This window comes from Pseudomonas sp. Marseille-Q1929, from assembly GCF_017316265.1.
GTDB lineage: Bacteria > Pseudomonadota > Gammaproteobacteria > Pseudomonadales > Pseudomonadaceae > Aquipseudomonas.
This window is the reverse complement of record NZ_JAFLWU010000003.1, coordinates 144,495-168,246: the sequence shown is the minus strand read 5'-3', so window position 1 is coordinate 168,246 and position 23,752 is coordinate 144,495. Positions and strand designations below refer to the sequence as shown.

Here is a 23,752-nt window from a genome sequence, read left to right as displayed (position 1 = left end):
GCGCATCCCATAAGGGCGCGCATCGGATATCAAGACCTTAGCGGACCCTACAAGCCATGAATAAAAATCTTCGCTTCAGCCACAAAATCCTGCTTGCAGCCTCCCTTATCGTCGTCGCCGCTTTTGCGCTGTTTACCCTCTACAACGATTACCTGCAACGCAACGCGATCCGCAACAACCTCAACAGTTACCTGCATGAAATGGGCGATGTCACCGCTGGCAATATTCAAACCTGGCTCAGCGGGCGCATTGCGCTGGTCGAGAACGCCGCGCAAAACATCGCCATCAACCCAGAACCCAACGTGGTCGCCAGCCTGCTGGACCAGAAAAGCCTGACGTCCTCGTTCATGGCAACCTACGTCGGCGACAGCACCGGCGCCTTCACCATTCGCCCCGACACCAAGATGCCAGACGGCTTCGACCCGCGCACCCGCCCCTGGTACAAGGGCGCCCAGACCAGCAACGGTTCAACCCTGACCGAGCCCTACATCGACGCAGCGACCGGCAAGTTGATCATTTCCATCGCCACCCCGAGCACCAAGGCCGGCCAGGCCATCGGCGTGGTGGGCGGTGACCTGAGCCTGCAAACCCTGGTGGACAACATTGGCGCACTGAACCTGGGCGGTATGGGTTATGCGTTCCTGGTCAGCGCCGACGGCAAGGTCCTGGTACACCCGGACAAGAACCTGGTGATGAAGTCCCTGGCCGATGTCTATCCAAACAACACCCCGAAAATCAGCAGCGACTTCAGCGAAGTCCAGGCCAACGGCAAGGACAACATCATTACCTTCACGCCGATCAAAGGTTTGCCGTCGGTGAACTGGTACCTGGGCATTTCGGTGGATAAAGACAAAGCTTTCGCCATGCTCAGCGAATTCCGCACCTCGGCGGTGATCGCGACGGTGATTGCCGTGGTGATCATCATCGCCCTGCTCGGCATGTTGATCCGCGTGCTGCTGCAACCGCTGCACCTGATGACCCGTGCCATGCAAGACATCGCCGATGGCGAGGGTGACCTGACCCGCCGCCTGACCATCCAGAACCACGACGAATTCGGCACCCTGGGCAACGCCTTCAACCGTTTCGTCGAGCGCATTCATACCTCGATCCGGGAAGTGTCGTCGGCCACAGGCCAGGTCAATGAAGTGGCCCTGCGCGTGGTCAGCGCCTCCAACTCGTCGATGCTCAACTCCGACGAACAGGCCAACCGCACCAACAGCGTCGCCGCCGCCATCAACCAATTGGGGGCCGCCGCCCAGGAAATCGCCCGCAACGCCGCGCAAGCCTCCAGCCAGGCCAGCGATGCCCGCAACCTCGCGGAAGACGGTCAGCAAGTGGTGGAACGCAATATCAAGGCGATGACTCAGCTATCAGCGATGATCAGCACTTCCAGCGCCAATATCGAAGCACTTAACAGTAAAACAGTGAACATCGGGCAGATCCTCGAAGTGATCACCAGCATCTCCCAGCAAACCAACCTGCTGGCGCTCAACGCCGCTATCGAAGCGGCCCGTGCCGGGGAAGCAGGCCGTGGGTTTGCCGTGGTGGCCGACGAAGTACGCAATCTGGCCCACCGTACCCAGGAGTCGGCGCAACAGGTGCAAACCATGATCGAAGAACTGCAAGTCGGCGCGCGGGATTCGGTCAGCACCATGAGTGAAAGCCAGCGCCACAGCCAAGACAGCGTGGAGATTGCCAACCTCGCCGGCGAACGCCTGAACAGCGTGACCCAGCGCATCGGCGAGATCGACGGCATGAACCAGTCGGTCGCCACCGCCACCGAGGAACAGACCTCTGTGGTGGAGTCGATCAACATGGACATCACCGAGATCAACACCCTCAACCAGGAAGGCGTGGAAAACCTGCAATCGACCTTGCGCGCCTGCGCCGACCTTGAGCAGCAGGCCGGGCGATTGAAGCAGTTGGTCGGCAGCTTCCGCATCTAACCCATCAAGGCATAGGTAACTACACAACGACTGAACCTGACAAAACCCGAAGCTTTGGCTTTGGCCTTGGCTTTGGCTCTGGCTCTGGCTTTTCAGCTTTTGATCTGAGGCGCCCCGTTAACCACGCTGGCCGAACGCAGGCTTGAATCCGTGGGTAACCCGGCAGGACGCCGGGTTAGCCGTCCTGGGCCAAGGATGGCCCATGACGGCGGCCCACGGATTCAAGCCGGAGAGAGGGCACACCGAGCCTAGGCGAGGTGCCGAGTGGTGGGGCGAAGCGTTTTTGGTTACTTTTGGCGCTTTTCCAAAAGTGACCCGCCGTAAGGGCGGAACCATTAGCCGCCGTTACCTAAATAACGGATATGTACTCCGACCAAAAAGCCCCAGCGCCTGACACATAGCTATCGCAGGCAAGCCAGCTCCCACATTTTGAACCGGTTTACAGCTGGTAAAAATCGCCCGACTGCCAGGCCGTCACGGGAGCAAGCTCCCTCGCCACAGGTCCAGCAGTAATGCTCAAAGTTGTGTAGATACCTGTTCCCATCAAGGGCAAGCCGTTACGCCTTGTCGTCTTCGGCCTTGCCCTGCTCACGCTCCCACAGCTCGGCGGCACCCGGGAATTCGGTGCCGTCTTCAGCGTCGAGGTCATCGGGGTCATACCGACTCAAACAGCCCTCCCCCAACGTCACCGGGGCTTTGGACGTGGCTTTGTCCAGCGGATCGCTCATGGTCCACTCCTAAACGGCAGGCAAAAAAAGGGCCTGGGACGATTTAACGCCCAGGCCCTTCATTCTTCAATCACAACGCGATGATCAGAACACGACAGTCTTGTTGCCGTGTACCAACACGCGGTCTTCCAGGTGATAGCGCAGGCCACGGGCCAGCACCATCTTCTCGACATCACGACCGAAGCGCACCATGTCTTCAATGCTGTCGCTGTGGCTGACGCGTACCACGTCCTGCTCGATGATCGGGCCGGCGTCCAGCTCTTCGGTCACGTAGTGGCACGTCGCGCCAATCAGCTTCACGCCGCGCAGCGAAGCCTGGTGATAAGGCTTGGCGCCAACAAACGACGGCAGGAAGCTGTGGTGAATGTTGATCACCTTGCCCGCGTACTCACTGCACAGCTCCGGCGGCAGGATCTGCATGTAGCGCGCCAGCACGACGACGTCGGCTTCATGCTGCTTGACCAGGCGGGAGACCTCGGCAAAGGCCGGCTCCTTGTCCTGCGGGTTGACCGGCACGTGGTAATACGGGATGCCATGCCACTCGACCATACTGCGCAGGTCATCATGGTTGGAAATCACACAGGCGATCTCGCAGTCCAGCTCATCACTGTGCCAGCGGTGCAGCAAGTCGGCGAGGCAGTGGGATTCGCGACTGGCCATCAGCACCACGCGCTTCTTCTGCTCGGTGTCGGTGATGTGCCAGGTCATCGAGAACTCTTCGGCAATCGGCGCAAATGCGTCGCGGAAGGCATCAAGACCAAAGGGCAGCGAATCGGCACGAATCTCGTGACGCATGAAGAACCAACCGCTGAGATTGTCCGAGTGATGGCTCGCCTCGGTGATCCAGCCGTTGTGGGAGGCCAGGAAATTACTGACTTTGGCAACGATACCAACCCGGTCCGGGCAAGCAATCACCAGCCGAAAAGTGCGCATTAGGGGGAAACTCCAGAACTTCGCAAAGGCCGCCATTCTAGCGACAACGCAGAAAAACTGCAGTATCCGTTACGCCCATTCTGAGCGCTCGCCCCGGACACATCCCTTAACAGCGTAAGGTTTTACCAGCGTTATATGAACGCTTAACTGCAAGATTGAGCAGTTAGGCCTTTTAAGGAGATTATCTTTGCGGCCTACGCCCTATTAATTAATTCGAACGCAGGGCATTGCCACAAACATTCAACGTAATTCACATAAATACACCCTTAAATGTTTACTTGAGGATTTGGCCTGACTATTATTGGCCCACTTCCTGTCAATCAGCGCTCTACATAAGGTAGTCCACATGTCCCTGATCAACGAATACCGCGCCACCGAAGAAGCTATCAAAGAGCTGCAAGCCCGTTTGAAGAACCTGTCCCAAGACGACAAGCTGCAAACTGAGCTGGAATTCGAAGGCAAACTGCGCACCCTGATGGGTGAGTACTCCAAGTCCCTGCGTGACATCATCGCGCTGCTGGACCCAGAGTCGAAAGTTAAGGCCCCACGTGGCGCCGTGAAAACTACCGGCACCAAGCGTGCGCGCAAGGTCAAGCAATACAAGAACCCGCACAACGGCGAAGTGATTGAAACCAAAGGTGGCAACCACAAAACGCTGAAAGAGTGGAAAGCCAAGTGGGGTGGTGACGTGGTTGAAGGCTGGGCTACCCTGCTGGGCTAAGCCTCATCGGGCCAAGGCCTGATACACGACACATAAAAAACGCCAGCTTGCTGGCGTTTTTTATTGCCATTTTTTTAATAACCCGATTACAAATTGAAGCGTGCCGCTAAAGAATCGGCATAATGCTGCCACTGATCCAACACCTGAAGCTGATACGGCGTAGCACTTACCGCCAACTCCAGCCGCGCCTGGTTAAATGCCTCAAGGGTAATCGGCGCCCCCCAATCAGGGTCCGTCAAACGCTGCGCACAGAACAGTTTCCAGCGTTGTTGTTCCTCGCTGTTCAAGGTCTCTGGAAAGTTACGCGCACGGTAGCGAAATAATAATTCGGGCAGCCGATGATCATCGAAAGGCCACGGCTGGCTGGCTAATTGTGCCGGCTCGGCGTTGCGCACTTGCTCGCATAAGCGACGATCACGATCACCGATAAAACCATCATAAAGCTGCTGCTCCGGGTCACTGGTCGGCGCAAAATCTTCCTCGGCATAAATCGCCGCCAACTTGTCGCGCCAAACTTCCTGTGCGTCAGTTAGCCGCAGCGCGCGCGCCTGATAACTGTCCATATCCAATTGCAGCCGCTCGCGATCTTGCGCCCGCAGCACACTCAATGGCGCCACTACCGGGCAGCGATTGATGTGCAGCAACTTGAGGGGCACCGGCAACTCACCCTCCGCCAGCTCATCACGCCGCGTGTAAAGGCGCTGGCGTAACGTCTCGGCGTCAAGGTCCAGCAACCCCTGAGGGTCGAGGCCCAGGTCGCACACGATCAATGCATTGCGGTTGCGTGGGTGCCACGCCAACGGCAATACCACGCCCAGGTAATGGCGTTCAGCAGAAAAGCGCCCGGAAATATGCACCATCGGTTGCAGCAGCCGCACCTGGTCCATTACACGCTGCTTGCTGCGCAGCTCGAACAGCCAGTCGTACAGCTTGGGCTGTTTTTCCCGTACCAGCCGCGCCAACGCGATGGTGGCACGCACGTCGGACAAGGCATCGTGGGCCTGGCCGTGGTCAATGCCGTTGGCCGCGGTCAGGCGTTCGAGCTTGAGCGTGACGCGCCCGTCCTGTTGCGGCCACTCGATGCCTTCCGGGCGCAGGGCGTAGGCGGTGCGCACCACATCGATCAAATCCCAGCGGCTGTTACCCCCTTGCCACTCACGCGCATAAGGGTCGAAAAAGTTGCGATACAGGCTGTAGCGCGTCATTTCATCGTCAAACCGCAGGGTGTTGTAACCCGCTCCGCAGGTACCAGGGGCTGCCAGCTGCGCGTGTACCCGCGTCATGAAATCAGCCTCGGCCAAACCCTTTTGCGCGAGGATGTCCGGGGTGATGCCAGTGATCGCACACGCGGCAGGATGGGGCAGGATATCGTCGCTGGGTTGGCAGTACAGGTTGACCGGCGGCCCGACTTCGTTCAGTTCGAGGTCGGTGCGAATACCGGCGACCTGAAGCGGACGATCGCTGCGCGGGTTGATGCCGGTGGTTTCATAGTCGTACCAGAAAATGGAGGTCACGGGCTGTTCCTGTGCTGATGATGCGCAAAGTCTAGGCGCTGCAAGGCGCTCGAAGCCAGCGCGATCTCGCCTGTACAAACATCCAGCAAAAGCTTGAGTGGTTGCTTCCAGCGCCGACACTGCTAGCATCCGTGTCTGCCAGCCACACTGCACTGCCAAGGATCGCGATGCCATCAGCCCCATTGGACACCCGCTACCAGATCGAAACACCGGAGGGCATCGACCTGCCGTTACGCCCTGCGGGCCTTGCGCCGCGTGCATTGGCCTTTGCGTTCGACCTGGGCTTGCGCGGGCTGATCATGGGAATCCTCATCGTCCCCCTGGCGTTGCTCGGCAACCTGGGGATCGGCATCGGTTCGCTGCTGCTGTTCCTGGTCAGCTGGTGGTACATGGTGCTGTTCGAAGTGCTCAACCAGGGCTGCTCGCCGGGCAAGCAAGTGATGGGCCTGCGTGTCGTTCAGGACGATGGCACACCCATCAGTTGGTCAGCCTCTTTGATTCGCAATCTGCTGCGCTTTATCGACATGCTGCCTTTCGGATATTTTCTGGGGGCTATCAGTTGCCTGCAGCACCCGCATTTCAAACGACTCGGCGACTTGGCCGCCGGCACCCTGGTGATCTACCACGAACGCCCCCTGCCACGCCCCAAAGTGCCCCAGGCCGCTGCCCTGCGCCTACCCTTTGCACTGGACCTCGACGAGCAGCGCGCCATTCTCGGCTTTGCCGAACGCCAGGGTGAACTGTCCACCGAGCGGGTTCACGAACTGGCTTCGATCCTCGCGACGCCCTTGCAGGTGTCTCCGGCCCGGGCCGTCGAGCAACTCAACGGCGTGGCCCGTGGCTTGTTGGGGCCGACATGAAACAGAGCCTCTTCGAACAGCGTCACCAGCCTCAATGGCAAGCCTTCACGGCACAGCTGGAACAGTTGGAGCAAGGCAAGGCCAAGGCCAGTGACCTGGCCGGTTTCCCCCATCAGTATCGACGCCTGTGCCAACACCTCGCCCTGGCGCAGGAGCGCGGCTACAGCAGTTACCTGGTGGACCCGCTGCAGCAATTGGCCCTGCGTGGCCATCAACAGTTGTATCGCCATCGCAGCCAATTGGGGGCGAAGGTACTGAGCTTCGTACTCGCGGACTTCCCGCGCCTGGTGCGCGCCCAGTGGCGCTTTGTGTTGGCCGCCAGCCTGCTGTTCTTCGGCAGCCTGGTGGGCGTAGCAGTGCTGGTGTTCCTGTTTCCCGACCTGATCTACAGCATCGTCAGCCCCCAGCAGGTGGCCGAGATGCAAAGCATGTATGACCCCGCTGCCAGCCGCCTCGGGCGGGCCGCCGAGCGCGCGTCAAGTGAAGACTGGATGATGTTTGGCTACTACGTGATGCACAACATCGGTATCGCCTTCCAGACCTTTGCCGCCGGTTTGCTCCTGGGCCTGGGCAGCGTGTTCTTCTTGATTTTCAACGGCCTGATCATCGGCGCGGTCTCCGGGCACCTCACCGAAATCGGCTACGGCCAGACGTTCTGGTCATTCGTGATCGGCCATGGTGCCTTTGAACTCAGTGCCATCGCCCTGGCCGGCGCGGCAGGCCTGCAGTTGGGCTGGGCGCTGATCGCCCCCGGGCAACTGACCCGTGGTGAATCCCTGAGGCTGGCGGCCCATCAAAGCGTGCAGATGCTCTGCGGCGTGATGGCGTTCCTCCTGATCGCAGCGTTTATCGAAGCCTATTGGTCCTCCACCACCAGCACTGCACCCTGGCTCAAATACCTCGTGGGCGCCCTGCTCTGGCTGCTGGTAGCCACTTACCTGATCTTTGCCGGACGGATTCGCCATGCGCCTGAGTAACGCAAGCGTGGTGATTCGCCCTCGCACATCCTGGGAGGCCATGGACCTTGGGGTGCTCATGGCGCAGGAACATCGCTGGCTGCTGATGGGCAGTTGGGCGTTGGTGACATTGCCGATTTTCGCGTTGCTGACCGCACTGCTATGGAAGTACCCCTCCATGGTCATGTTCCTGTTCTGGTGGTTGAAGCCGGCCTTTGATCGTCTGCCGCTGTATATCCTGTCCAAAACCCTGTTCGCAGAAACGCCGGGTATCGGCCAAGCCGTGCGCCATTGGCCGCGCCTGCTCAAGGGCCAATTGCTGGCCAGCCTGACCTGGCGGCGATTCAGCCTGAGCCGCAGCTTCGCAATGCCCGTCAGCCAACTCGAAGGCCTGGATGGCAAGGAACGCCAGCGTCGTCTAGGCGTATTGCAACAACGCAACGCCGGGGCCGGGCGCTGGTTGACCCTTATCGGGATGCACCTGGAGATAGGCCTGTGGCTGGGTTGCATGGCCCTGTTCTATTTGTTCATCCCCCAACAGCTGGAACTGGATTGGGACTGGCGACGGCTGGCATTGGCCACCGGTTCAGAGGCGCTCTGGCTGGAACACTTGGGCAATGGGTTCTACGCACTGATCCTGGTGTTCTGGGAACCCATCTACGTGGCGTGCGGCTTCAGCCTTTACCTCAATCGCCGCACCGTGCTGGAAGCCTGGGACCTGGAGCTGGTGTTCCGCCGCCTGCGTCAACGCCTGAGCAGCGCGGTGCCACTTGCACTGCTGGTGTTCGTGTTGATCTGCGCCCCGTTCAGCCGCCCGGCGATGGCCGATGAGGCTTCCACGCAAGAGCAAGTGAGCACCCAGGCCGCCAGCCAATCGATCAAGGCACTGCTGGATAAACCCCCGTTCAAGAACCCGGAGACTGTCACGCGTTATCGCTTCGGCGAAGAAAAGCCTGCCGTCAAAAACAAACCCCACGGCAACGGCAAGCTGCCGGCCTGGCTGCAAGCATTGCTGGACAACCTCAACAGCAATGCCTTCAAACACATCGCCCAAGGTGTGGAAGTAGTGCTTTGGAGCCTGTTGGCAGGCGGCATTGCCCTGCTGGTCTGGCGCTACCGTGACTGGCTGCACACCTTTGTCACCCAGCGCCGGCCACGCCAACCCAAACCCGGCAAGCCGCCGCCCACCCAACTGTTCGGCCTGGAGTTGGGGGTTGAAACCCTACCCGACGATATCGCCAGCACCGCTGAGCAACTTTGGCCCACGCAGCCACGGGAAGCGCTCGGCCTGCTCTATCGCGGCCTGCTCAGCCGGCTGTTGCACGATTTCAACCTGCCGCTCAAAAGCGCGGACACCGAAGGCCAGGTCCTGGAACGCATTCAAATGCTGCAACAGCCACAGCTGCTGGCATTCAGTGACGAGCTGACCGGACACTGGCAAAACCTCGCTTACGGCCATCGCCTTCCCCCGGTCCAGGCTCAACAACAACTGTGCAGTCACTGGCGCGCCCTGTTCAATTCGGGAGCGTCCCAATGAACCGGCCATTCTTGTGGATCGGCCTACTGCTCGTGGGCCTGCTGGGGGTGGGGAGCTATTTTCTCTGGAGCAACGCGGTCCCCTACGACGAAGTCATCGACCACGGCCCCTCTCCAGAAGCCAGGGCCAACCCTTACCTGGCGGCGGAACACTTCCTGCGCCAGCACGGCCTGAGCGTCCAACACGCCAACGGCCTGGAGCGCCTGGCGACCCTTCCCGCCACGGGCAACAGCCTCTTGTTACTGGGGGACCGCAGCAACATGTCGCCTCGCCAGGTCGAGCAACTCCTGGAATGGGCCAAGGCCGGCGGCCATCTGCTGTTGGTGGCCGAAGCACTGTGGGACGAAGAAAGCGGCAAAAGCGGCGATTTGCTGCTTGATCGCCTGCATCTTCAGCAAACATTGAGTGACGAACCTGAAGAGCCCGCCACGGCCCGCAAAAAGCGGGCTCCCGACCTGACAAAGCTCTATGTCGACAACGAAACCGCCCCGGCCTATTTCAGCTTCGACACCGACTTCAACCTCACCGACCCCAAGCACCTGGCGCAGTTTTCCGCCAACAGCGCAAAGTCCAGCCACCTGATGCAGCTCCAGCTTGGGCAGGGCAATGTGACGGTAATCACCGACAGCGACCTGTGGAAGTACCCGGCAATCGGCAAGCACGACAACGCCTGGCTGTTGTGGTATCTGAACCAAGGCACCGACGTGACCTTGTTGTTCAACAGCGACGTAGATGACCTCTTCACCTTGCTGCTGCGCTATTTCCCCCAAGCCCTGGTGGCGCTCGCCGCACTGCTCGCCCTGGCGCTTTGGCACGCCGGCATGCGCCAAGGCCCGATGCGTGCCCCCGCGCCCAAGGCGCGCCGACAATTGCTGGAACACTTGCAGGCCAGTGCCGATTTCCTGCTGCGCCGCAGTGGCCAGGGTGCCTTGTTACAAGCCTTGCAGCGCGACATCCTGCGCGCCGCAAGGCGTCGCCACCCAGGCTTTGAACACCTCGACACGGCTGAACAGCAGCAAGCCCTTGAACAGCTGACACGCCAACCCTCTCACGTCATCAGCCAGGCCCTCGGCCCACTTGCGGCAAAACGGCTTTCCAGTGCCGACTTCAGCCGCCAGGTGGCAAGCCTGCAAACTCTCAGGAACGCCCTATGAGCGAATATTCCCCGGCACCGCCTCCGACGACCGCAGCCCTGCACCTGGCAAGCCAGCAGGCACAGGCCCTGCGTGTTGAACTACGCAAGGCGGTGATTGGCCAGGATCAAGTGATCGATGACGTACTCACGGCACTGATCGCCGGCGGCCACGTATTGCTTGAAGGCGTGCCCGGCCTGGGCAAGACCTTGCTGGTACGTGCCCTGGCGCGGTGTTTTGGCGGCGACTTCGCGCGCATCCAGTTCACCCCGGACTTGATGCCCAGCGATGTCACCGGCCACGCCGTGTACGACCTGCACACCGAGCAGTTCAAGCTGCGCAAAGGGCCGCTATTTACCCATTTGCTGCTGGCTGACGAAATCAACCGTGCCCCTGCCAAGACCCAGGCTGCCTTGCTCGAAGCCATGCAGGAGCGCCAGGTCACGCTTGAAGGGGAAGCGTTGCCCATTGGTCAACCGTTCATGGTGCTGGCAACCCAGAACCCGATCGAACAGGAAGGCACCTACCCGTTGCCCGAGGCCGAACTGGACCGTTTCATGCTGAAGGTGCGCATGGACTACCCGGATGCCCAGCAGGAACTGGACATGGTGCGTGAAGTCACGCGCTCATCCCGCGCCGACATGCTCGACGTACAACCCCTGCGCACCGTGCTGCACGCCGACGATGTGCTGCAACTCCAGCAGATCGCCAGTGAGCTCGCCCTGGACGAGCAAGTCCTGGATTATGCCGTGCGCCTGGCACGCGCCACCCGCAGCTGGCCCGGCTTGACCATTGGCGCCGGCCCGCGTGCGTCCATCGCCCTGGTGCGCGGTGCCCGGGCCAGGGCCCTGTTGCGCGGCGGCGAGTTCGTCACCCCGGACGACATCAAGAGTTGCGCCTTGGCCGTATTGCGCCACCGGGTGCGTATTGCCCCGGAACTGGACATCGACGGATTGGACGTGGACCAGGTGCTCAAGCAAATGCTCGACCAGATCCCGGCCCCTCGGCAGTGAGCCGCCCATGAAACCAACCCGCCTGCTGCTGACCTGGCTTGCCGTGCTGCTGGGCCTGAACACCCTGCTGGGCGCTGGCGTGGCGTTGCAGCTTGAGGTGCCCGAAACCCTGCACTCAATCGCCTGGGGACTGCTGCTGGCACTCTTGCTGTTGGCATTACTGGATGCCGCCCGCCTGCGCCGGCGCCCCTCCCCACGCGTGCAGCGGCAGATGCCCGGCAGCCTGGCATTGGGTCGTTGGGGCGAGGTACACCTGAGGTTTGAGCACGACTACCCACAGCCCCTGAGCGTGCACGTATTCGATCACGTCCCCGATGGCCTGGGCGTGGAGAACATGCCCCAAACCATCGAATTGCGACCCGGCGAGCGAAGTGAGTGGGTGTATCGCCTGCGTCCTTCGCGGCGCGGGCATTTCAGTTTCAGCCGTTGCGAAGTGCACCTGCCAAGCCACTTGGGGCTTTGGGCTGCGCGACGTTTTGTCGACGCCAGCGACTCCACCCGTGTCTACCCGGATTTCGCCCGCCTCTACGGTGCGCAACTCCTGGGGGTGGATAACTGGCTGAGCCAGTTGGGGGTTCGCCAACACCCGCGACGGGGACTAGGGCTGGAGTTTCATCAACTGCGCGAGTTCCGCGAGGGTGACAGCCTGCGCCAGATCGACTGGAAAGCCACTGCCCGGCAACGCACGCCCATCGCCCGGGAATACCAGGATGAACGCGACCAGCAGATCGTGTTCATGCTCGACTGCGGCCGTCGCATGCGTAGCCAGGATGGCGAGCTGTCGCATTTCGACCATGCCCTCAATGCCTGCCTGCTGCTCAGCTACGTCGCCTTGCGCCAGGGTGACGCGGTGGGGTTGTGTACTTTCGCCGGCGAACGCTCGCGCTACCTTGCGCCCGTCAAGGGCAGCAGCCAGTTGAACCTGCTGCTCAACGCGGTGTACGACCTGGACACCACCCGACGCACGGCCGACTACGAGGTCGCTGCCACCCAATTGTTGGCCCGACAAAAACGCCGTGCCTTGGTGATCGTGGTCACCAACCTGCGGGATGAGGACGATGACGCGTTGCTGAGCGCCGTCAACCGCATCAGCCGCCAACACCGGGTGCTGGTGGCAAGCTTGCGCGAGGAGGTGCTCGATCAACTGCGCCAGGCCCCGGTGCAAACCTTGGATGAAGCCCTGGCCTACAGCGGCGCCGTAGACTACCTCAACACCCGGAATGAACTGCACGACCGTTTGGCCGCCCATGGCCTGTCGGTGCTGGACACCTCGCCATCGGCGCTGGGAGCGGATCTGGTAACACGCTACCTGGGTTGGAAAAAGGCAGGAGTATTCTGAAGCGCGGAGGGCGCAGCCACGGCTGGGGTGGTCCCCTGGCCGTGCCGATTGCGCTCTGGATCTAGGCGGAAGCCTGCACGTGGTCAAAACTGAAGTAGTGCAACAACAGGTTGATCAGTTGCCCATACTCCGCAGGCGCCTGGGACAGGCTGAACCCCGAATCGTAATGCTGTGGATTGATATCTTCCCGGCTCCACAGGCAGGTCGCCGTGAGATCCACCACAAGCACAGAGGTTTCAGGCCCGGGCATCTTCAAGCGTAGCTCGAAGTCGACACCGACCATCATGGGTAATTGGCTGATTAACATCAGCCCGCCTTCCGAGACATTACCTAAAAAGCCGATTGGCTTATCGGTTAGACGGTTAAACACTTGGAGGAAACAAGGTAACTGGTGCCGTTCGATCCGTCGGTCGGTAAACATGGTGAGATCGCCATCCAGTGGCCATGACTCTGGCCGTGCCAGTGAAAAGGAACGAGCAACATCGCTCGCTCTCCCTGGATTCCGACGTGACAACAACACGTTTGTCACAGGACAACTGCCGAATCCGGGCCCCGCATCCGTTTGAATAAAAACTTGTACAAACGAACATTCAAAGAGTAGCCCAAGACTGGCAGCAGGCCAGCTATTAAATGACGAATATCATCACAACGACGCTGGACGTGCCTGTGCGGTGCTCGCGCCGGAGTAATGCCCCAGCTGTTGCAAGGTATCGAGCCGCGCGCGGGCACGGTATGCGTACTCGCTCGACGGGTATTGATTGATGATGAATTGATAGGTCTGCACAGCATCGACGAACAGTTTCTGCCGCTCCAGGCATTGCCCGCGCAGCATCGAGACTTCCGGCTGCACGTAGCGACGGCTGCGGCTTTCACGATCGACCTGGGACAACTCCAGGGTCACGCGCTCGCAATCGCCAACCTTGTAGGCACGGTAGGCGTTGTTCAAATGGTGGTCCATCGACCAGCGGGTGCAGCCGACAACACTGACGGCCAGGGCAGCAATGAGCAAAATTCGCATGAGGGTTCTCCTGTCTTGTGCAATGTATCGACCCCTCGCCGAAAATCTTCAAGGTTGTTCGTCATCAGCCGCTGTGAAAACAAGTCAATCATCGATAAGTAGTGCAAACGAACAATGACTACAACGATAGAGCATAGTAGCCTTCCTCAGCGCTTGAACTCAGGAGTCTGTGCATGTCCGTCCGTCGTACCAAAATCGTCGCCACCCTTGGCCCGGCCAGTAACTCGCCGGAAGTCCTCGAACAGCTGATTCTGGCTGGTTTGGACGTTGCCCGTCTGAACTTCTCCCACGGCACCCCAGACGAGCACAAGGCTCGCGCCAAACTGGTGCGTGACCTGGCTGCCAAGCACGGCCGCTTCGTGGCACTGCTGGGTGACCTGCAAGGCCCGAAAATCCGTATCGCCAAATTCGCCAACAAGCGTATCGAGCTGAAGATCGGTGATCAGTTCACCTTCTCCACCAGCCACCCGCTGACCGAAGGCAACCAGCAAGTCGTGGGTATCGACTACCCGGACCTGGTCAAGGACTGCGGCGTCGGCGACGAACTGTTGCTGGACGACGGTCGCGTGGTGATGCGCGTCGACACCGCCACCCCGACTGAACTGCACTGCACCGTGATCATCGGCGGCCCGCTGTCGGACCACAAAGGCATCAACCGTCGTGGTGGTGGCTTGACCGCACCGGCCCTGACTGAAAAAGACAAGGCCGACATCAAGCTCGCCGCCGAAATGGAAGTGGACTACCTCGCCGTGTCCTTCCCGCGCGACGCCGCCGACATGGAATACGCCCGTAAACTGCGCGACGAAGCCGGCGGTACCGCCTGGCTGGTGGCGAAGATCGAACGTGCCGAAGCCGTGGCCGATGACGAAACCCTCGACGGCCTGATCAAGGCTTCCGACGCCGTGATGGTTGCCCGTGGTGACCTGGGTGTGGAAATCGGCGACGCCGAGCTGATCGGTATCCAGAAGAAGATCATCCTGCACGCACGCCGTCACAACAAAGCGGTAATCGTGGCGACCCAGATGATGGAGTCGATGATCCAGAACCCGATGCCAACCCGCGCCGAAGTGTCCGACGTGGCCAACGCCGTGCTCGACTACACCGACGCCGTGATGCTCTCGGCGGAAAGTGCTGCTGGCCCGTACCCGCTGGAAGCGGTGCAAGCCATGGCGCGTATCTGCGTCGGCGCCGAAAAGCACCCGACCAGCAAGACCTCCAGCCATCGCATCGGCAAAGAGTTCGAAAGCTGCGACCAGAGCATCGCCCTGGCCGCCATGTACACCGCCAACCACTTCCCGGGCGTGAAGGCGATCATCGCCTTGACCGAAAGTGGCTACACGCCGTTGATCATGTCGCGCATCCGTTCCTCGGTGCCGATCTACGCGTTCACCCCGCATCGCGAAGCCCAGGCTCGCGCGGCGATGTTCCGTGGCGTGTACACCGTACCGTTCGACCCGGCTTCGCTGGCACCGAATGAAGTCAGCCAGGCGGCCATCGACGAGTTGGTCAAGCGCGGCGTCGTGGAGAAAGGCGACTGGGTGATCCTGACCAAGGGCGACAGCTACCACACCACCGGTGGCACCAACGGCATGAAGATCCTGCATGTGGGCGACCCGCAGGTCTGAGTGACCGCTGAATGAAAAAGCCCCGACTGGTTCGGGGCTTTTTTATACCTGGGTTTTTGTGTGGCTGCAGAGGTCCTCATCGTGGGCAAGCCCGCTCCCACAGGGGATCGCGGTCAAACTGTGGGAGCGGGCTTGCCCGCGATGAGGGCCGCCCTACCACCACACATCTACCGCCGAGTGACAAAAGCCGACAACGCCGCCACCGCCTCCGGCGACCTCAACCGCTGCGTAAACAACGCCCCCTCTTCTTCGATCACCCGCCGCAACTGCTCGCGATCCACACTCTTCATCAGTTGCTTGGTCACCTGCACCGCCCCCGGCGCCAGGTCTTCAAAACGTGTAGCCATTTCCCGCGCCTTGGCCAACGCCGCTTCACCACTGGCCAACGCCTCGGTGGCAATCCCCCACCCGGCCGCCTGCTCGCCGCTGAAACCTTCGCCCAACAGCAACAATTCAGCCGCTTTCGCATGCCCCAACAAGCGCGGCAGGATCAGGCTCGAACCAAACTCCGGACACAACCCCAGGTTGACAAACGGCATGCGCAAACGCGCATCGCGACTGACGTAGACCAGGTCGCAATGCAGCAACAGGGTGGTGCCGATACCCACCGCCGCGCCCGCCACTGCGGCGACCACCGGTTTGCGGCAGTTGAGCAGGCTTTGCATAAAGTGAAACGGTGGGCTGTCGAGGCTGGAGGGCGGTTGCTGAAGGAAGTCGCTGATGTCATTGCCGGCGGTAAAACACGCGCTGCTGCCCTGGATCAGGACGGCACGAATCGCATCATCCGCGTCAGCCTGTTCAAACGCCTCGGCCAACTGCGTGTACATCGCGCGGGTCAGGGCGTTTTTCTTGTCGGGGCGATTGAGCTGCAAGGTCAGCAACCCACGTTCGCGGTACTGCAGGATGGCGTCGGTCATGGCGATTCTCGCGGCCTTGGAATTCAGCGCTCAACCCCGGGGCAGGAACACATCGGCCAGCAGTTGATTGCGCGGCAGGCCCGCCAGGAACAGGCGCTTGGAAAACGCCTCGACCTGGGCGGGGTGCCCGCAGAGTAAGGCCAGGGTTTGCCGCGAAACAAGCCGCAGTTGTGCCAATGCCTGGGGCGCCTGCGCCGCCGTCCACAACTCCACCACCAGGTTGGGATGCTGGGCAGCCAGCGCGGCCAAGGGCTCCGCCAGATAATGCCCGCCAACATCATGGGCCAGGTGAATCACGCGAATGGCGCCTTGGTGATCCTGGCGCAACGCCTCGCGCAACACGCCCCACAACGGGCCCAGGCCGGTGCCCGACGCCAGCAGCCACAACGGCCGGGCTTGCCAGTCGGGATCGTATTGCAGCGCGCCGCCACGCAATTCGCCCAGGCGCAAAACGTCGCCAACCTGCAACTGCCGGGCACGATCACTGAATTCACCGGGCTGACGGCAATCGAGGTGAAACTCCAGGAACGGCTCTTCCTGGGGCAAGCTCGCCAGGGAATAAGGGCGCGCCACCTGCCCCGCCCACAACACCAGATGTTGCCCGGCGCGATAACGCAGGCCGCGCTCCGGTTGCAGACGCAGGCGCAGCACCGTCGGGCTCAGCCAATCAGCCCCCACCACCTGGGCGGCCAAACCGTCACGTGTCGGGTCAAAGGTTTCGACCCGCAGATCGCCGCTGACCTGGCACTGGCAGGCCAACCGCCAGCCCTCCTGACGTTGCGCCGGGCTCAAGGCTTCCGGCTGCCGATCCAAAACCTCACCGGCACAGCGCACCAGGCACGCATGGCAACTGCCGGCGCGGCAACTATAGGGCACGGCCACACCCGCCTGGTTCAGCGCATCCAGCAGATTGCTGCCGGGGGCGACCGACCAGTGGCGTTCGCCGACGTGCAGTTCAGGCATATAAAGGTCTCAATCTCAGGGGATGGGCACAGGGAATCATGCCTGCGACAGTTTGACCATAGTCGGGTGTATCGGCCACCGCGCCGGGTTATACTGCCGCGCCTTTTTAGCGTCGCGCCTGCACCATTGGCGTGCCTTGGAAAGGTGGTTCCAGCCGACCGATGCAACACTGGAGCCACCTTTATTGAATGTTCCCTTATAGAGGAGCGCGACTCATGACCGTGATCAAGCAAGACGACCTGATTCAGAGCGTTGCCGACGCCCTGCAATTCATTTCCTACTACCACCCGGTTGATTTCATCCAGGCCATGCACGAAGCCTACCTGCGCGAAGAATCGCCAGCGGCCCGTGACTCCATCGCCCAGATCCTGATCAACTCGCGCATGTGCGCCACCGGCCATCGCCCGATCTGCCAGGACACCGGTATCGTCACCGTGTTCGTGCGCGTGGGCATGGACGTGCGTTGGGATGGCGCCACCATGGGCCTGGACGACATGATCAACGAAGGCGTGCGTCGCGCCTACAACCTGCCGGAAAACGTCCTGCGTGCATCCATCCTGGCCGACCCGGCAGGCGCGCGTAAAAACACCAAGGACAACACCCCGGCGGTCATCCACTACTCCATCGTCCCGGGTAACACCGTGGAAGTGGACGTGGCGGCCAAAGGCGGCGGTTCCGAGAACAAGTCGAAAATGGCCATGCTCAACCCGTCCGACTCGATCGTCGACTGGGTGCTCAAGACCGTTCCGACCATGGGCGCCGGCTGGTGCCCACCGGGCATGCTCGGCATCGGCATCGGCGGCACCGCCGAGAAAGCCGCGGTGATGGCCAAGGAAGTGTTGATGGAATCCATCGACATCCACGAGCTGAAAAAGCGCGGCCCGCAGAACCGTATCGAAGAGATGCGCCTGGAGCTGTTCGAGAAGGTCAACCAACTGGGCATCGGCGCCCAGGGCCTGGGTGGCCTGACCACCGTGCTCGACGTGAAGATCATGGACTACCCGACCCACGCCGCTTCGTTGCCGGTGTGCATGATCCCCAACTGCGCCGCCACCCGTCACGCGCACTTTGTGCTCGACGGTTCGGGCCCGGCGTCGCTGGAAGCGCCACCGCTGGACGCCTACCCGGAAATCGTCTGGGAAGCCGGCCCATCGGCCCGCCGCGTCAACCTCGACACCCTGACCCCGGAAGAAGTGCAGAGCTGGCAGCCGGGCGAAACCGTGTTGCTCAACGGCAAGATGCTCACCGGTCGCGACGCTGCGCACAAGCGCATGGTCGAGATGCTGAACAAGGGCGAAACCCTGCCGGTGGACCTCAAGGGTCGCTTCATCTACTACGTCGGCCCGGTGGATCCGGTGCGCGAAGAAGTGGTTGGCCCGGCGGGCCCGACCACCGCGACGCGGATGGACAAGTTCACCCGTCAGATCCTCGAACAAACCGGCCTGTTGGGCATGATCGGCAAATCCGAGCGCGGCCCGACTGCGATCGAAGCGATCAAGGACCACAAGGCCGTGTACCTGATGGCCGTGGGCGGCGCAGCCTACCTGGTGGCGCAAGCCATCAAGAAGTCCCGCGTTGTCGCGTTCGCCGAGCTGGGTATGGAAGCGATCTACGAGTTCGACGTGAAAGACATGCCGGTCACCGTTGCGGTGGACAGCAAGGGCGAATCCGTACACATCACCGGTCCTGCCATCTGGCAGAAAAAGATCAGTGAAAGCCTGGCGGTAGAAGTGCAGTAAGCGCTTCCCCGCAAGGATAAAGGCGACTGCGGCCCCATGGCCCAGTCGCCTTTTTTATGGCTCATGGTATGGTGCACTCCCCTCACTGCGCCTGTTCATCACCGTATGATCGTGATCCCTCGCCCCCTGCGCCTGACCTTCTACTCCCTGCTGATCATCGCCGGCGCGCTGCTGGCCGCCGCCTTGGCCACCCGCCACGCCGAACGCCAAGCCCTGGTAGACGACGCCGCGCGTGCCAATCAGCAACTCGCGCTGTACGCCAACTCATTGCACACCCTGATCGAACGCTACCGTGCCCTGCCCGCCGTGCTGGCGCTGGACTCGGAAATGATCAATGCGTTGAAAGGCCCGCTGGATGCCACCACCCAGGACGTGCTCAACCGCAAGCTGGAGCGCATCAACGGCGCCGCGCAGTCGTCCACCCTGGAGTTGATGGACCGCACCGGCCTGGCCGTGGCCGCCAGCAACTGGAACCTGCCGAGCAGTTATGTCGGGCACAACTATGCGTTCCGTCCGTATTTCAGCCAGACCCTGAGCCAGGGCACCGGGCGCTTTTACGCCGTCGGGGTGACCACCGGGGTGCCGGGGTATTTTCTCTCCAGCGCGGTGGTGGATGAACACGAGCAGTTCCTCGGCGCCATGGTGGTCAAGCTGGAATTCCCCGAGCTGGAACGCGAATGGGCCCAGGGCAACGACCTGCTGTTGGTCAGCGACGCGCGTGGCATCGTGTTTATCGCCAATCAGCCGGGCTGGCGTTATCGCAACCTGCGGCCGCTGTCGGCCACCGATCTGGCCGAACTCAAGGCCACCCGCCAATACGACAAGAAACAACTGGAGCCCCTGGAAACCGAGGCGTTGCAGCGCTTTGACGACAACAGCCACCTGGTGCGCGTCAACGGCCCCGACGGCAAGGCCAATTACATCTGGGAATCCCTGCCGCTGAAAGCCGAAGGCTGGACCCTGCACCTGCTGCGCAAGCCGCAGTTTGCCTTTGAGGACCAACGCAACGCCGGCCTTGCCGCCGCCGGTTCGTGGTTGGCGCTGGTGTTCCTGGTGCTGTTTCTCACCCAACGCTGGCGCCTGGCCCGTTTGCGCCAGCGCAGCCGCGAAGAGCTTGAGCAACTGGTGGAAGAACGCACACAAGCCTTACGCACAGCCCAGGATGGCCTGGTGCAATCGGCCAAGCTGGCGGCTTTGGGGCAGATGTCCGCCGCCCTCGCCCATGAGATCAACCAACCGCTGACCGCCCAACGCATGCAGTTGGCCACCTTGCGCCTGCTGCTCGACCACGGCCGCGTGGACGACGCCTACAAGGCCCTCACCCCGCTGGACGAAATGCTCACGCGCATGGCCGCGCTCACCGGCCACCTCAAGACCTTTGCGCGCAAAAGCCCCAGCGGCCTGCGCGAACGCCTGGACCTGGCGCTGGTGGTCGATCAGTCCCTGCACCTGCTCGACGCGCGCCTGCGCGACGAGTCCATCGGCGTGGTGCTCGACCTGGCCCGTCCGGCCTGGGTGCGCGGCGACGCGATCCGTCTGGAACAGGTGCTGATCAACCTGTTGCGCAATGCCCTCGATGCGATGGCCAACACCCCGCGCAAACGCCTGGAAATCCGCCTGCACGCCGACCAGCAACTGTGGCAACTGACCGTCAGCGACAGCGGCGGCGGGATTGCCGAAGAACACCTCAACAGCGTGTTCGACCCGTTCTTCACCACCAAGCCGGTGGGTGACGGCCTGGGCCTGGGGCTGGCGGTGTCCTACGCCATCGTGCATGAACTCGGCGGACGCCTGATCGCCGGCAACCGTGGCGACGGCGCCGTCTTTACCCTGACCTTGCCCATCGCGCTGGAGACGCCCGACCTATGCTTAACGCAGTGATTGTGGTCGATGACGAAGCCAGCATCCGCACGGCCGTCGAGCAGTGGTTGAGCCTGTCGGGCTTTGACGTGCAGCTGTTCAGTCGCGCCGAAGAATGCCTGGCGCGATTGCCCAGGGACTTTCCCGGGGTGATCCTCAGCGATGTGCGCATGCCCGGCCTCAGCGGCCTTGAGCTGCTCGCCGAAGTGCAGCGCCGCGACGCCGACTTGCCGGTGATCCTGCTCACCGGTCACGGCGATGTGCCAATGGCGGTGGAAGCCATGCGCGACGGCGCCTACGACTTCCTCGAAAAACCCTTCAGCCCCGACGCCCTGCTCAACAGCCTGCGCCGGGCGTTGGACAAGCGCGGGCTGATCCTGGAAAACCGCCGCCTGCATCAACAGGCCGATCATCGGTCGCAGTTGGACTCGACGCTGCTCGGCGTGTCCCGGGGTTTGCAGAACCTGCGCCGGCAAGTGCTGGACCTGGCGAGCTTGCCGGTCAACGTGCTGATCCGGGGCGAGACCGGCAGCGGCAAGGAACTGGTCGCACGCTGCCTGCATGACTTCGGCCCACGGGCGAAAAAACCGTTTGTCGCGCTCAACTGCGCAGCGATCCCCGAGCAACTGTTTGAAGCTGAGTTGTTCGGCCACGAAAGCGGCGCGTTCACCGGCGCCCAGGGCAAGCGCATCGGCAAGCTGGAATACGCCCACGGCGGCACGCTGTTCCTCGATGAAATCGAAAGCATGCCCCTGGCGCAGCAAGTCAAACTGCTGCGGGTGTTGCAGGAGCAGAAACTGGAACGCTTGGGCTCCAACCAGAGCATCCACGTGGACCTGCGCATCATTGCCGCGACCAAGCCCGACCTGCTGGAAGAAGCTCGCGCCGGGCGTTTTCGCGAAGACCTCGCGTATCGCCTGAACGTCGCGCAACTGCGCCTGCCGCCGTTGCGGGAGCGGCGCGAAGATATTCCGCTGCTGTTCGAACACTTCGCCCATAGCGCGGGCGAACGCCTGGGCCGCACCGCGCAACCGCTGAGCGGCGCGCAGCTGGGGCGCCTGCTCAGCCATGACTGGCCGGGCAATGTGCGCGAGCTGGCCAACGTCGCCGAACGTCAAGTGCTGGGGCTGGGCGAGCCGGAGCCGGAAGGGATCGAGGCGGGGCAGTCGCTGGCGGCGCAGCAGGAAGCGTTTGAAGCGCATTGCTTGAAGGCGGCGCTGACGCGGCACAAGGGCGATATCAAGGCGGTGCTGGCGGAGCTGCAACTGCCGCGGCGTACGTTGAATGAGAAGATGCAGCGGCATGGGCTGGTGCGGGAGATGTTTCTCTAGCGACCTTCAGGCCTCATCGCGGGCAAGCCCGCTCCCACATTTTTGAATGTATTCACAAATCAATATGTGGGAGCTGGCTTGCCTGCGATGAGGCCGGCAGCCATAAGCGGATTTCCGCTCATCACCCCCAATTCATCAGCAACTTTCCGCTCAAAAAAATCCCCAAACCCTTCTAGACCAGGCCCTCCCCCACCTGGCACAGCTCCTGCTATAGCCCCAGCCAGGCTGTGCCCAGGCACGCTCCATAAAAACAACTAGATGAAGGATCCTTAAATGGATAACTCCAACACCCTGCCTCTGGGGTCGGCGGCCACGCCGGCAAAAGAGCGCACCACCTCCAACCGTATCAAGTCGATCTTCAGCGGCTCCGTCGGCAACATGGTCGAGTGGTACGACTGGTACGTCTACGCCGCGTTCTCGCTGTACTTCGCCAAAGCCTTCTTCCCGAAAGGCGACACCACCGCCCAACTGCTCAACACCGCCGCGATCTTCGCCGTGGGCTTCCTCATGCGCCCGATCGGTGGCTGGCTGATGGGGCTGTACGCCGACAAAGTCGGGCGTAAAAAGGCGCTGATGGCGTCGGTCTACCTGATGTGCTTCGGTTCGCTGCTGATTGCCCTGAGCCCAGGCTATGAAAGCATTGGCATCGGTGCGCCGATCCTGCTGGTGTTTGCCCGCTTGCTGCAGGGCCTGTCGGTCGGCGGCGAATACGGCACCTCAGCCACTTATCTAAGTGAGATGGCGACCAAGGAACGCCGTGGTTTCTACTCCAGCTTCCAATACGTGACCCTGATCTCTGGCCAGCTCATCGCCCTGGCCGTGCTGATCGTGCTGCAACAAGTCCTGACCACCGAGCAACTGTATGCCTGGGGCTGGCGTATCCCGTTCGCCATCGGCGCCCTGTGCGCAGTGGTCGCGCTGTACCTGCGTCGCGGCATGGAAGAAACCGAGTCGTTCACCAAGAAGGAAAAAGCCAAGGAAAGCGCGATGCGCACCCTGATGCGCCACCCCAAGGAACTGCTGACCGTGGTCGGCCTGACCATGGGCGGCACCCTGGCGTTCTACACCTACACCACCTACATGCAGAAGTACCTGGTGAACACCGTCGGCATGAGCATTTCCGACTCCACCACCATCTCGGCGGCGACGCTGTTCCTGTTCATGTGCCTGCAACCGATCATCGGCGGGCTGTCGGACAAGGTTGGCCGCCGGCCGATCCTGATCGCGTTTGGCATCCTCGGCACGCTGTTTACCGTGCCGATCCTCACCACCCTGCACACCATCCAGAGCTGGTGGGGCGCGTTCTTCCTGATCATGGCCGCGCTGATCATCGTCAGCGGCTACACCTCGATCAACGCCGTGGTGAAAGCCGAATTGTTCCCCACCGAAATCCGTGCGCTGGGCGTCGGCCTGCCGTATGCGCTGACCGTGTCGATCTTCGGCGGTACGGCTGAATACATCGCGCTGTGGTTCAAGAGCATTGGCATGGAGACAGGGTATTACTGGTACGTGACCGCGTGTATCGCGGTGTCGCTGGTGGTCTACGTGACCATGAAAGACACCCGCAAGCATTCGCGGATTACCACGGACTAATAGCTGAATGCAGTTCTAAATGTGGG

20 protein-coding genes are annotated in these 23,752 nt (G+C 61.5%); 13 read left to right on the top strand and 7 right to left on the bottom strand.

The features are described 5' to 3' along the window. Window positions 1-56 precede the first annotated feature (56 nt). The gene (locus J1G37_RS06710; protein WP_207040628.1) at window positions 57-1,946 is read left to right on the top strand and encodes a methyl-accepting chemotaxis protein; all 1,890 of its coding nucleotides are present in this window, start codon (window positions 57-59) and stop codon (window positions 1,944-1,946) included. A 557-nt stretch (window positions 1,947-2,503) separates the two neighbouring features. Here the strand turns inward: J1G37_RS06710 and J1G37_RS06705 are convergent. Next, window positions 2,504-2,674, bottom strand: a complete 171-nt coding sequence (locus tag J1G37_RS06705; protein WP_207040627.1) for a hypothetical protein — start codon at window positions 2,672-2,674, stop codon at window positions 2,504-2,506. A gap of 84 nt (window positions 2,675-2,758) precedes the next feature. Then, window positions 2,759-3,607 (bottom strand): formyltetrahydrofolate deformylase, encoded by an 849-nt coding sequence (purU, locus tag J1G37_RS06700; protein ID WP_124524960.1) that lies wholly within the window; start codon window positions 3,605-3,607, stop codon window positions 2,759-2,761. 346 nt (window positions 3,608-3,953) lie between these two features. Here purU and mvaT point away from each other — a divergent pair, with 346 nt between their 5' ends. Then, complete coding sequence (mvaT, locus tag J1G37_RS06695; RefSeq protein WP_005790963.1) at window positions 3,954-4,328, top strand: histone-like nucleoid-structuring protein MvaT; 375 nt, start codon at window positions 3,954-3,956, stop codon at window positions 4,326-4,328. 86 nt (window positions 4,329-4,414) lie between these two features. Here the strand turns inward: mvaT and sbcB are convergent, their stop codons facing one another. Then, complete coding sequence (gene sbcB, locus J1G37_RS06690) at window positions 4,415-5,842, bottom strand: exodeoxyribonuclease I (protein WP_207040626.1); 1,428 nt, start codon at window positions 5,840-5,842, stop codon at window positions 4,415-4,417. A 167-nt stretch (window positions 5,843-6,009) separates the two neighbouring features. Between sbcB and J1G37_RS06685 the strand changes: the two genes are divergently transcribed. The 6 genes from J1G37_RS06685 to J1G37_RS06660 are packed head-to-tail and all read left to right on the top strand — an operon-like array spanning window position 6,010 to window position 12,680. Beyond that, entirely contained in the window at window positions 6,010-6,702 is a 693-nt protein-coding gene (locus tag J1G37_RS06685; RefSeq protein ID WP_207040625.1) for an RDD family protein, read from the top strand. Beyond that, the gene (locus J1G37_RS06680) at window positions 6,699-7,679 is read left to right on the top strand and encodes a stage II sporulation protein M (RefSeq protein WP_207040624.1); all 981 of its coding nucleotides are present in this window, start codon (window positions 6,699-6,701) and stop codon (window positions 7,677-7,679) included. Before J1G37_RS06685 ends, J1G37_RS06680 begins: the two co-directional genes overlap by 4 nt. Next, the gene (locus tag J1G37_RS06675; RefSeq protein WP_207040623.1) at window positions 7,666-9,195 is read left to right on the top strand and encodes a DUF4129 domain-containing protein; all 1,530 of its coding nucleotides are present in this window, start codon (window positions 7,666-7,668) and stop codon (window positions 9,193-9,195) included. Before J1G37_RS06680 ends, J1G37_RS06675 begins: the two co-directional genes overlap by 14 nt. Further along, entirely contained in the window at window positions 9,192-10,349 is a 1,158-nt protein-coding gene (locus tag J1G37_RS06670; protein WP_207040622.1) for a DUF4350 domain-containing protein, read from the top strand. Before J1G37_RS06675 ends, J1G37_RS06670 begins: the two co-directional genes overlap by 4 nt. After that, a complete protein-coding gene (locus J1G37_RS06665; protein WP_207040621.1) occupies window positions 10,346-11,341 on the top strand; it encodes a MoxR family ATPase in 996 nt (331 codons plus the stop codon). The genes J1G37_RS06670 and J1G37_RS06665 overlap by 4 nt, the downstream gene beginning before the upstream one ends. 7 nt (window positions 11,342-11,348) lie before the next feature. Next, entirely contained in the window at window positions 11,349-12,680 is a 1,332-nt protein-coding gene (locus J1G37_RS06660) for a DUF58 domain-containing protein (RefSeq protein ID WP_207040620.1), read from the top strand. Window positions 12,681-12,741: 61 nt separating this feature from the next. Here the strand turns inward: J1G37_RS06660 and J1G37_RS06655 are convergent, their stop codons facing one another. Together J1G37_RS06655 and J1G37_RS06650 are read right to left on the bottom strand one after the other, a co-directional pair. Then, a complete protein-coding gene (locus tag J1G37_RS06655; RefSeq protein ID WP_207040619.1) occupies window positions 12,742-13,101 on the bottom strand; it encodes a PilZ domain-containing protein in 360 nt (119 codons plus the stop codon). Between the two features lie 222 nt (window positions 13,102-13,323). Then, window positions 13,324-13,698 carry a tetratricopeptide repeat protein gene (locus tag J1G37_RS06650; protein WP_124524969.1) on the bottom strand — a complete coding sequence of 125 codons (375 nt, stop codon included), beginning with the start codon at window positions 13,696-13,698 and terminating at the stop codon, window positions 13,324-13,326. A gap of 173 nt (window positions 13,699-13,871) precedes the next feature. Between J1G37_RS06650 and pyk the strand changes: the two genes are divergently transcribed. After that, a complete protein-coding gene (pyk, locus tag J1G37_RS06645; protein WP_207040618.1) occupies window positions 13,872-15,323 on the top strand; it encodes a pyruvate kinase in 1,452 nt (483 codons plus the stop codon). 167 nt (window positions 15,324-15,490) lie between these two features. Here pyk and J1G37_RS06640 read toward each other — a convergent pair whose 3' ends face one another. Together J1G37_RS06640 and J1G37_RS06635 are read right to left on the bottom strand one after the other, a co-directional pair. Further along, complete coding sequence (locus tag J1G37_RS06640) at window positions 15,491-16,240, bottom strand: enoyl-CoA hydratase-related protein (protein WP_207040617.1); 750 nt, start codon at window positions 16,238-16,240, stop codon at window positions 15,491-15,493. Between the two features lie 30 nt (window positions 16,241-16,270). Beyond that, on the bottom strand, window positions 16,271-17,203 hold the full coding sequence (locus J1G37_RS06635) for an iron-sulfur-binding ferredoxin reductase (RefSeq protein ID WP_207040616.1): 933 nt from the start codon (window positions 17,201-17,203) through the stop codon (window positions 16,271-16,273). A gap of 215 nt (window positions 17,204-17,418) precedes the next feature. Between J1G37_RS06635 and J1G37_RS06630 the strand changes: the two genes are divergently transcribed. The 4 genes from J1G37_RS06630 to J1G37_RS06615 all read left to right on the top strand — a co-directional run bounded on the left by J1G37_RS06630 (window position 17,419) and on the right by J1G37_RS06615 (window position 23,726). Next, window positions 17,419-18,942: a fumarate hydratase gene (locus J1G37_RS06630; RefSeq protein ID WP_016971118.1), complete on the top strand. Its 1,524-nt coding sequence runs from the start codon at window positions 17,419-17,421 to the stop codon at window positions 18,940-18,942. 105 nt (window positions 18,943-19,047) lie between these two features. Next, window positions 19,048-20,823, top strand: coding sequence for an ATP-binding protein (locus tag J1G37_RS06625; protein WP_207040615.1), 1,776 nt, complete (start codon window positions 19,048-19,050; stop codon window positions 20,821-20,823). Next, window positions 20,808-22,133, top strand: coding sequence for a sigma-54 dependent transcriptional regulator (locus tag J1G37_RS06620; RefSeq protein WP_207040614.1), 1,326 nt, complete (start codon window positions 20,808-20,810; stop codon window positions 22,131-22,133). Before J1G37_RS06625 ends, J1G37_RS06620 begins: the two co-directional genes overlap by 16 nt. Window positions 22,134-22,406: 273 nt before the next feature. Next, on the top strand, window positions 22,407-23,726 hold the full coding sequence (locus J1G37_RS06615; protein ID WP_207040613.1) for an MFS transporter: 1,320 nt from the start codon (window positions 22,407-22,409) through the stop codon (window positions 23,724-23,726). The last annotated feature ends 26 nt before the right edge of the window (window positions 23,727-23,752 follow it).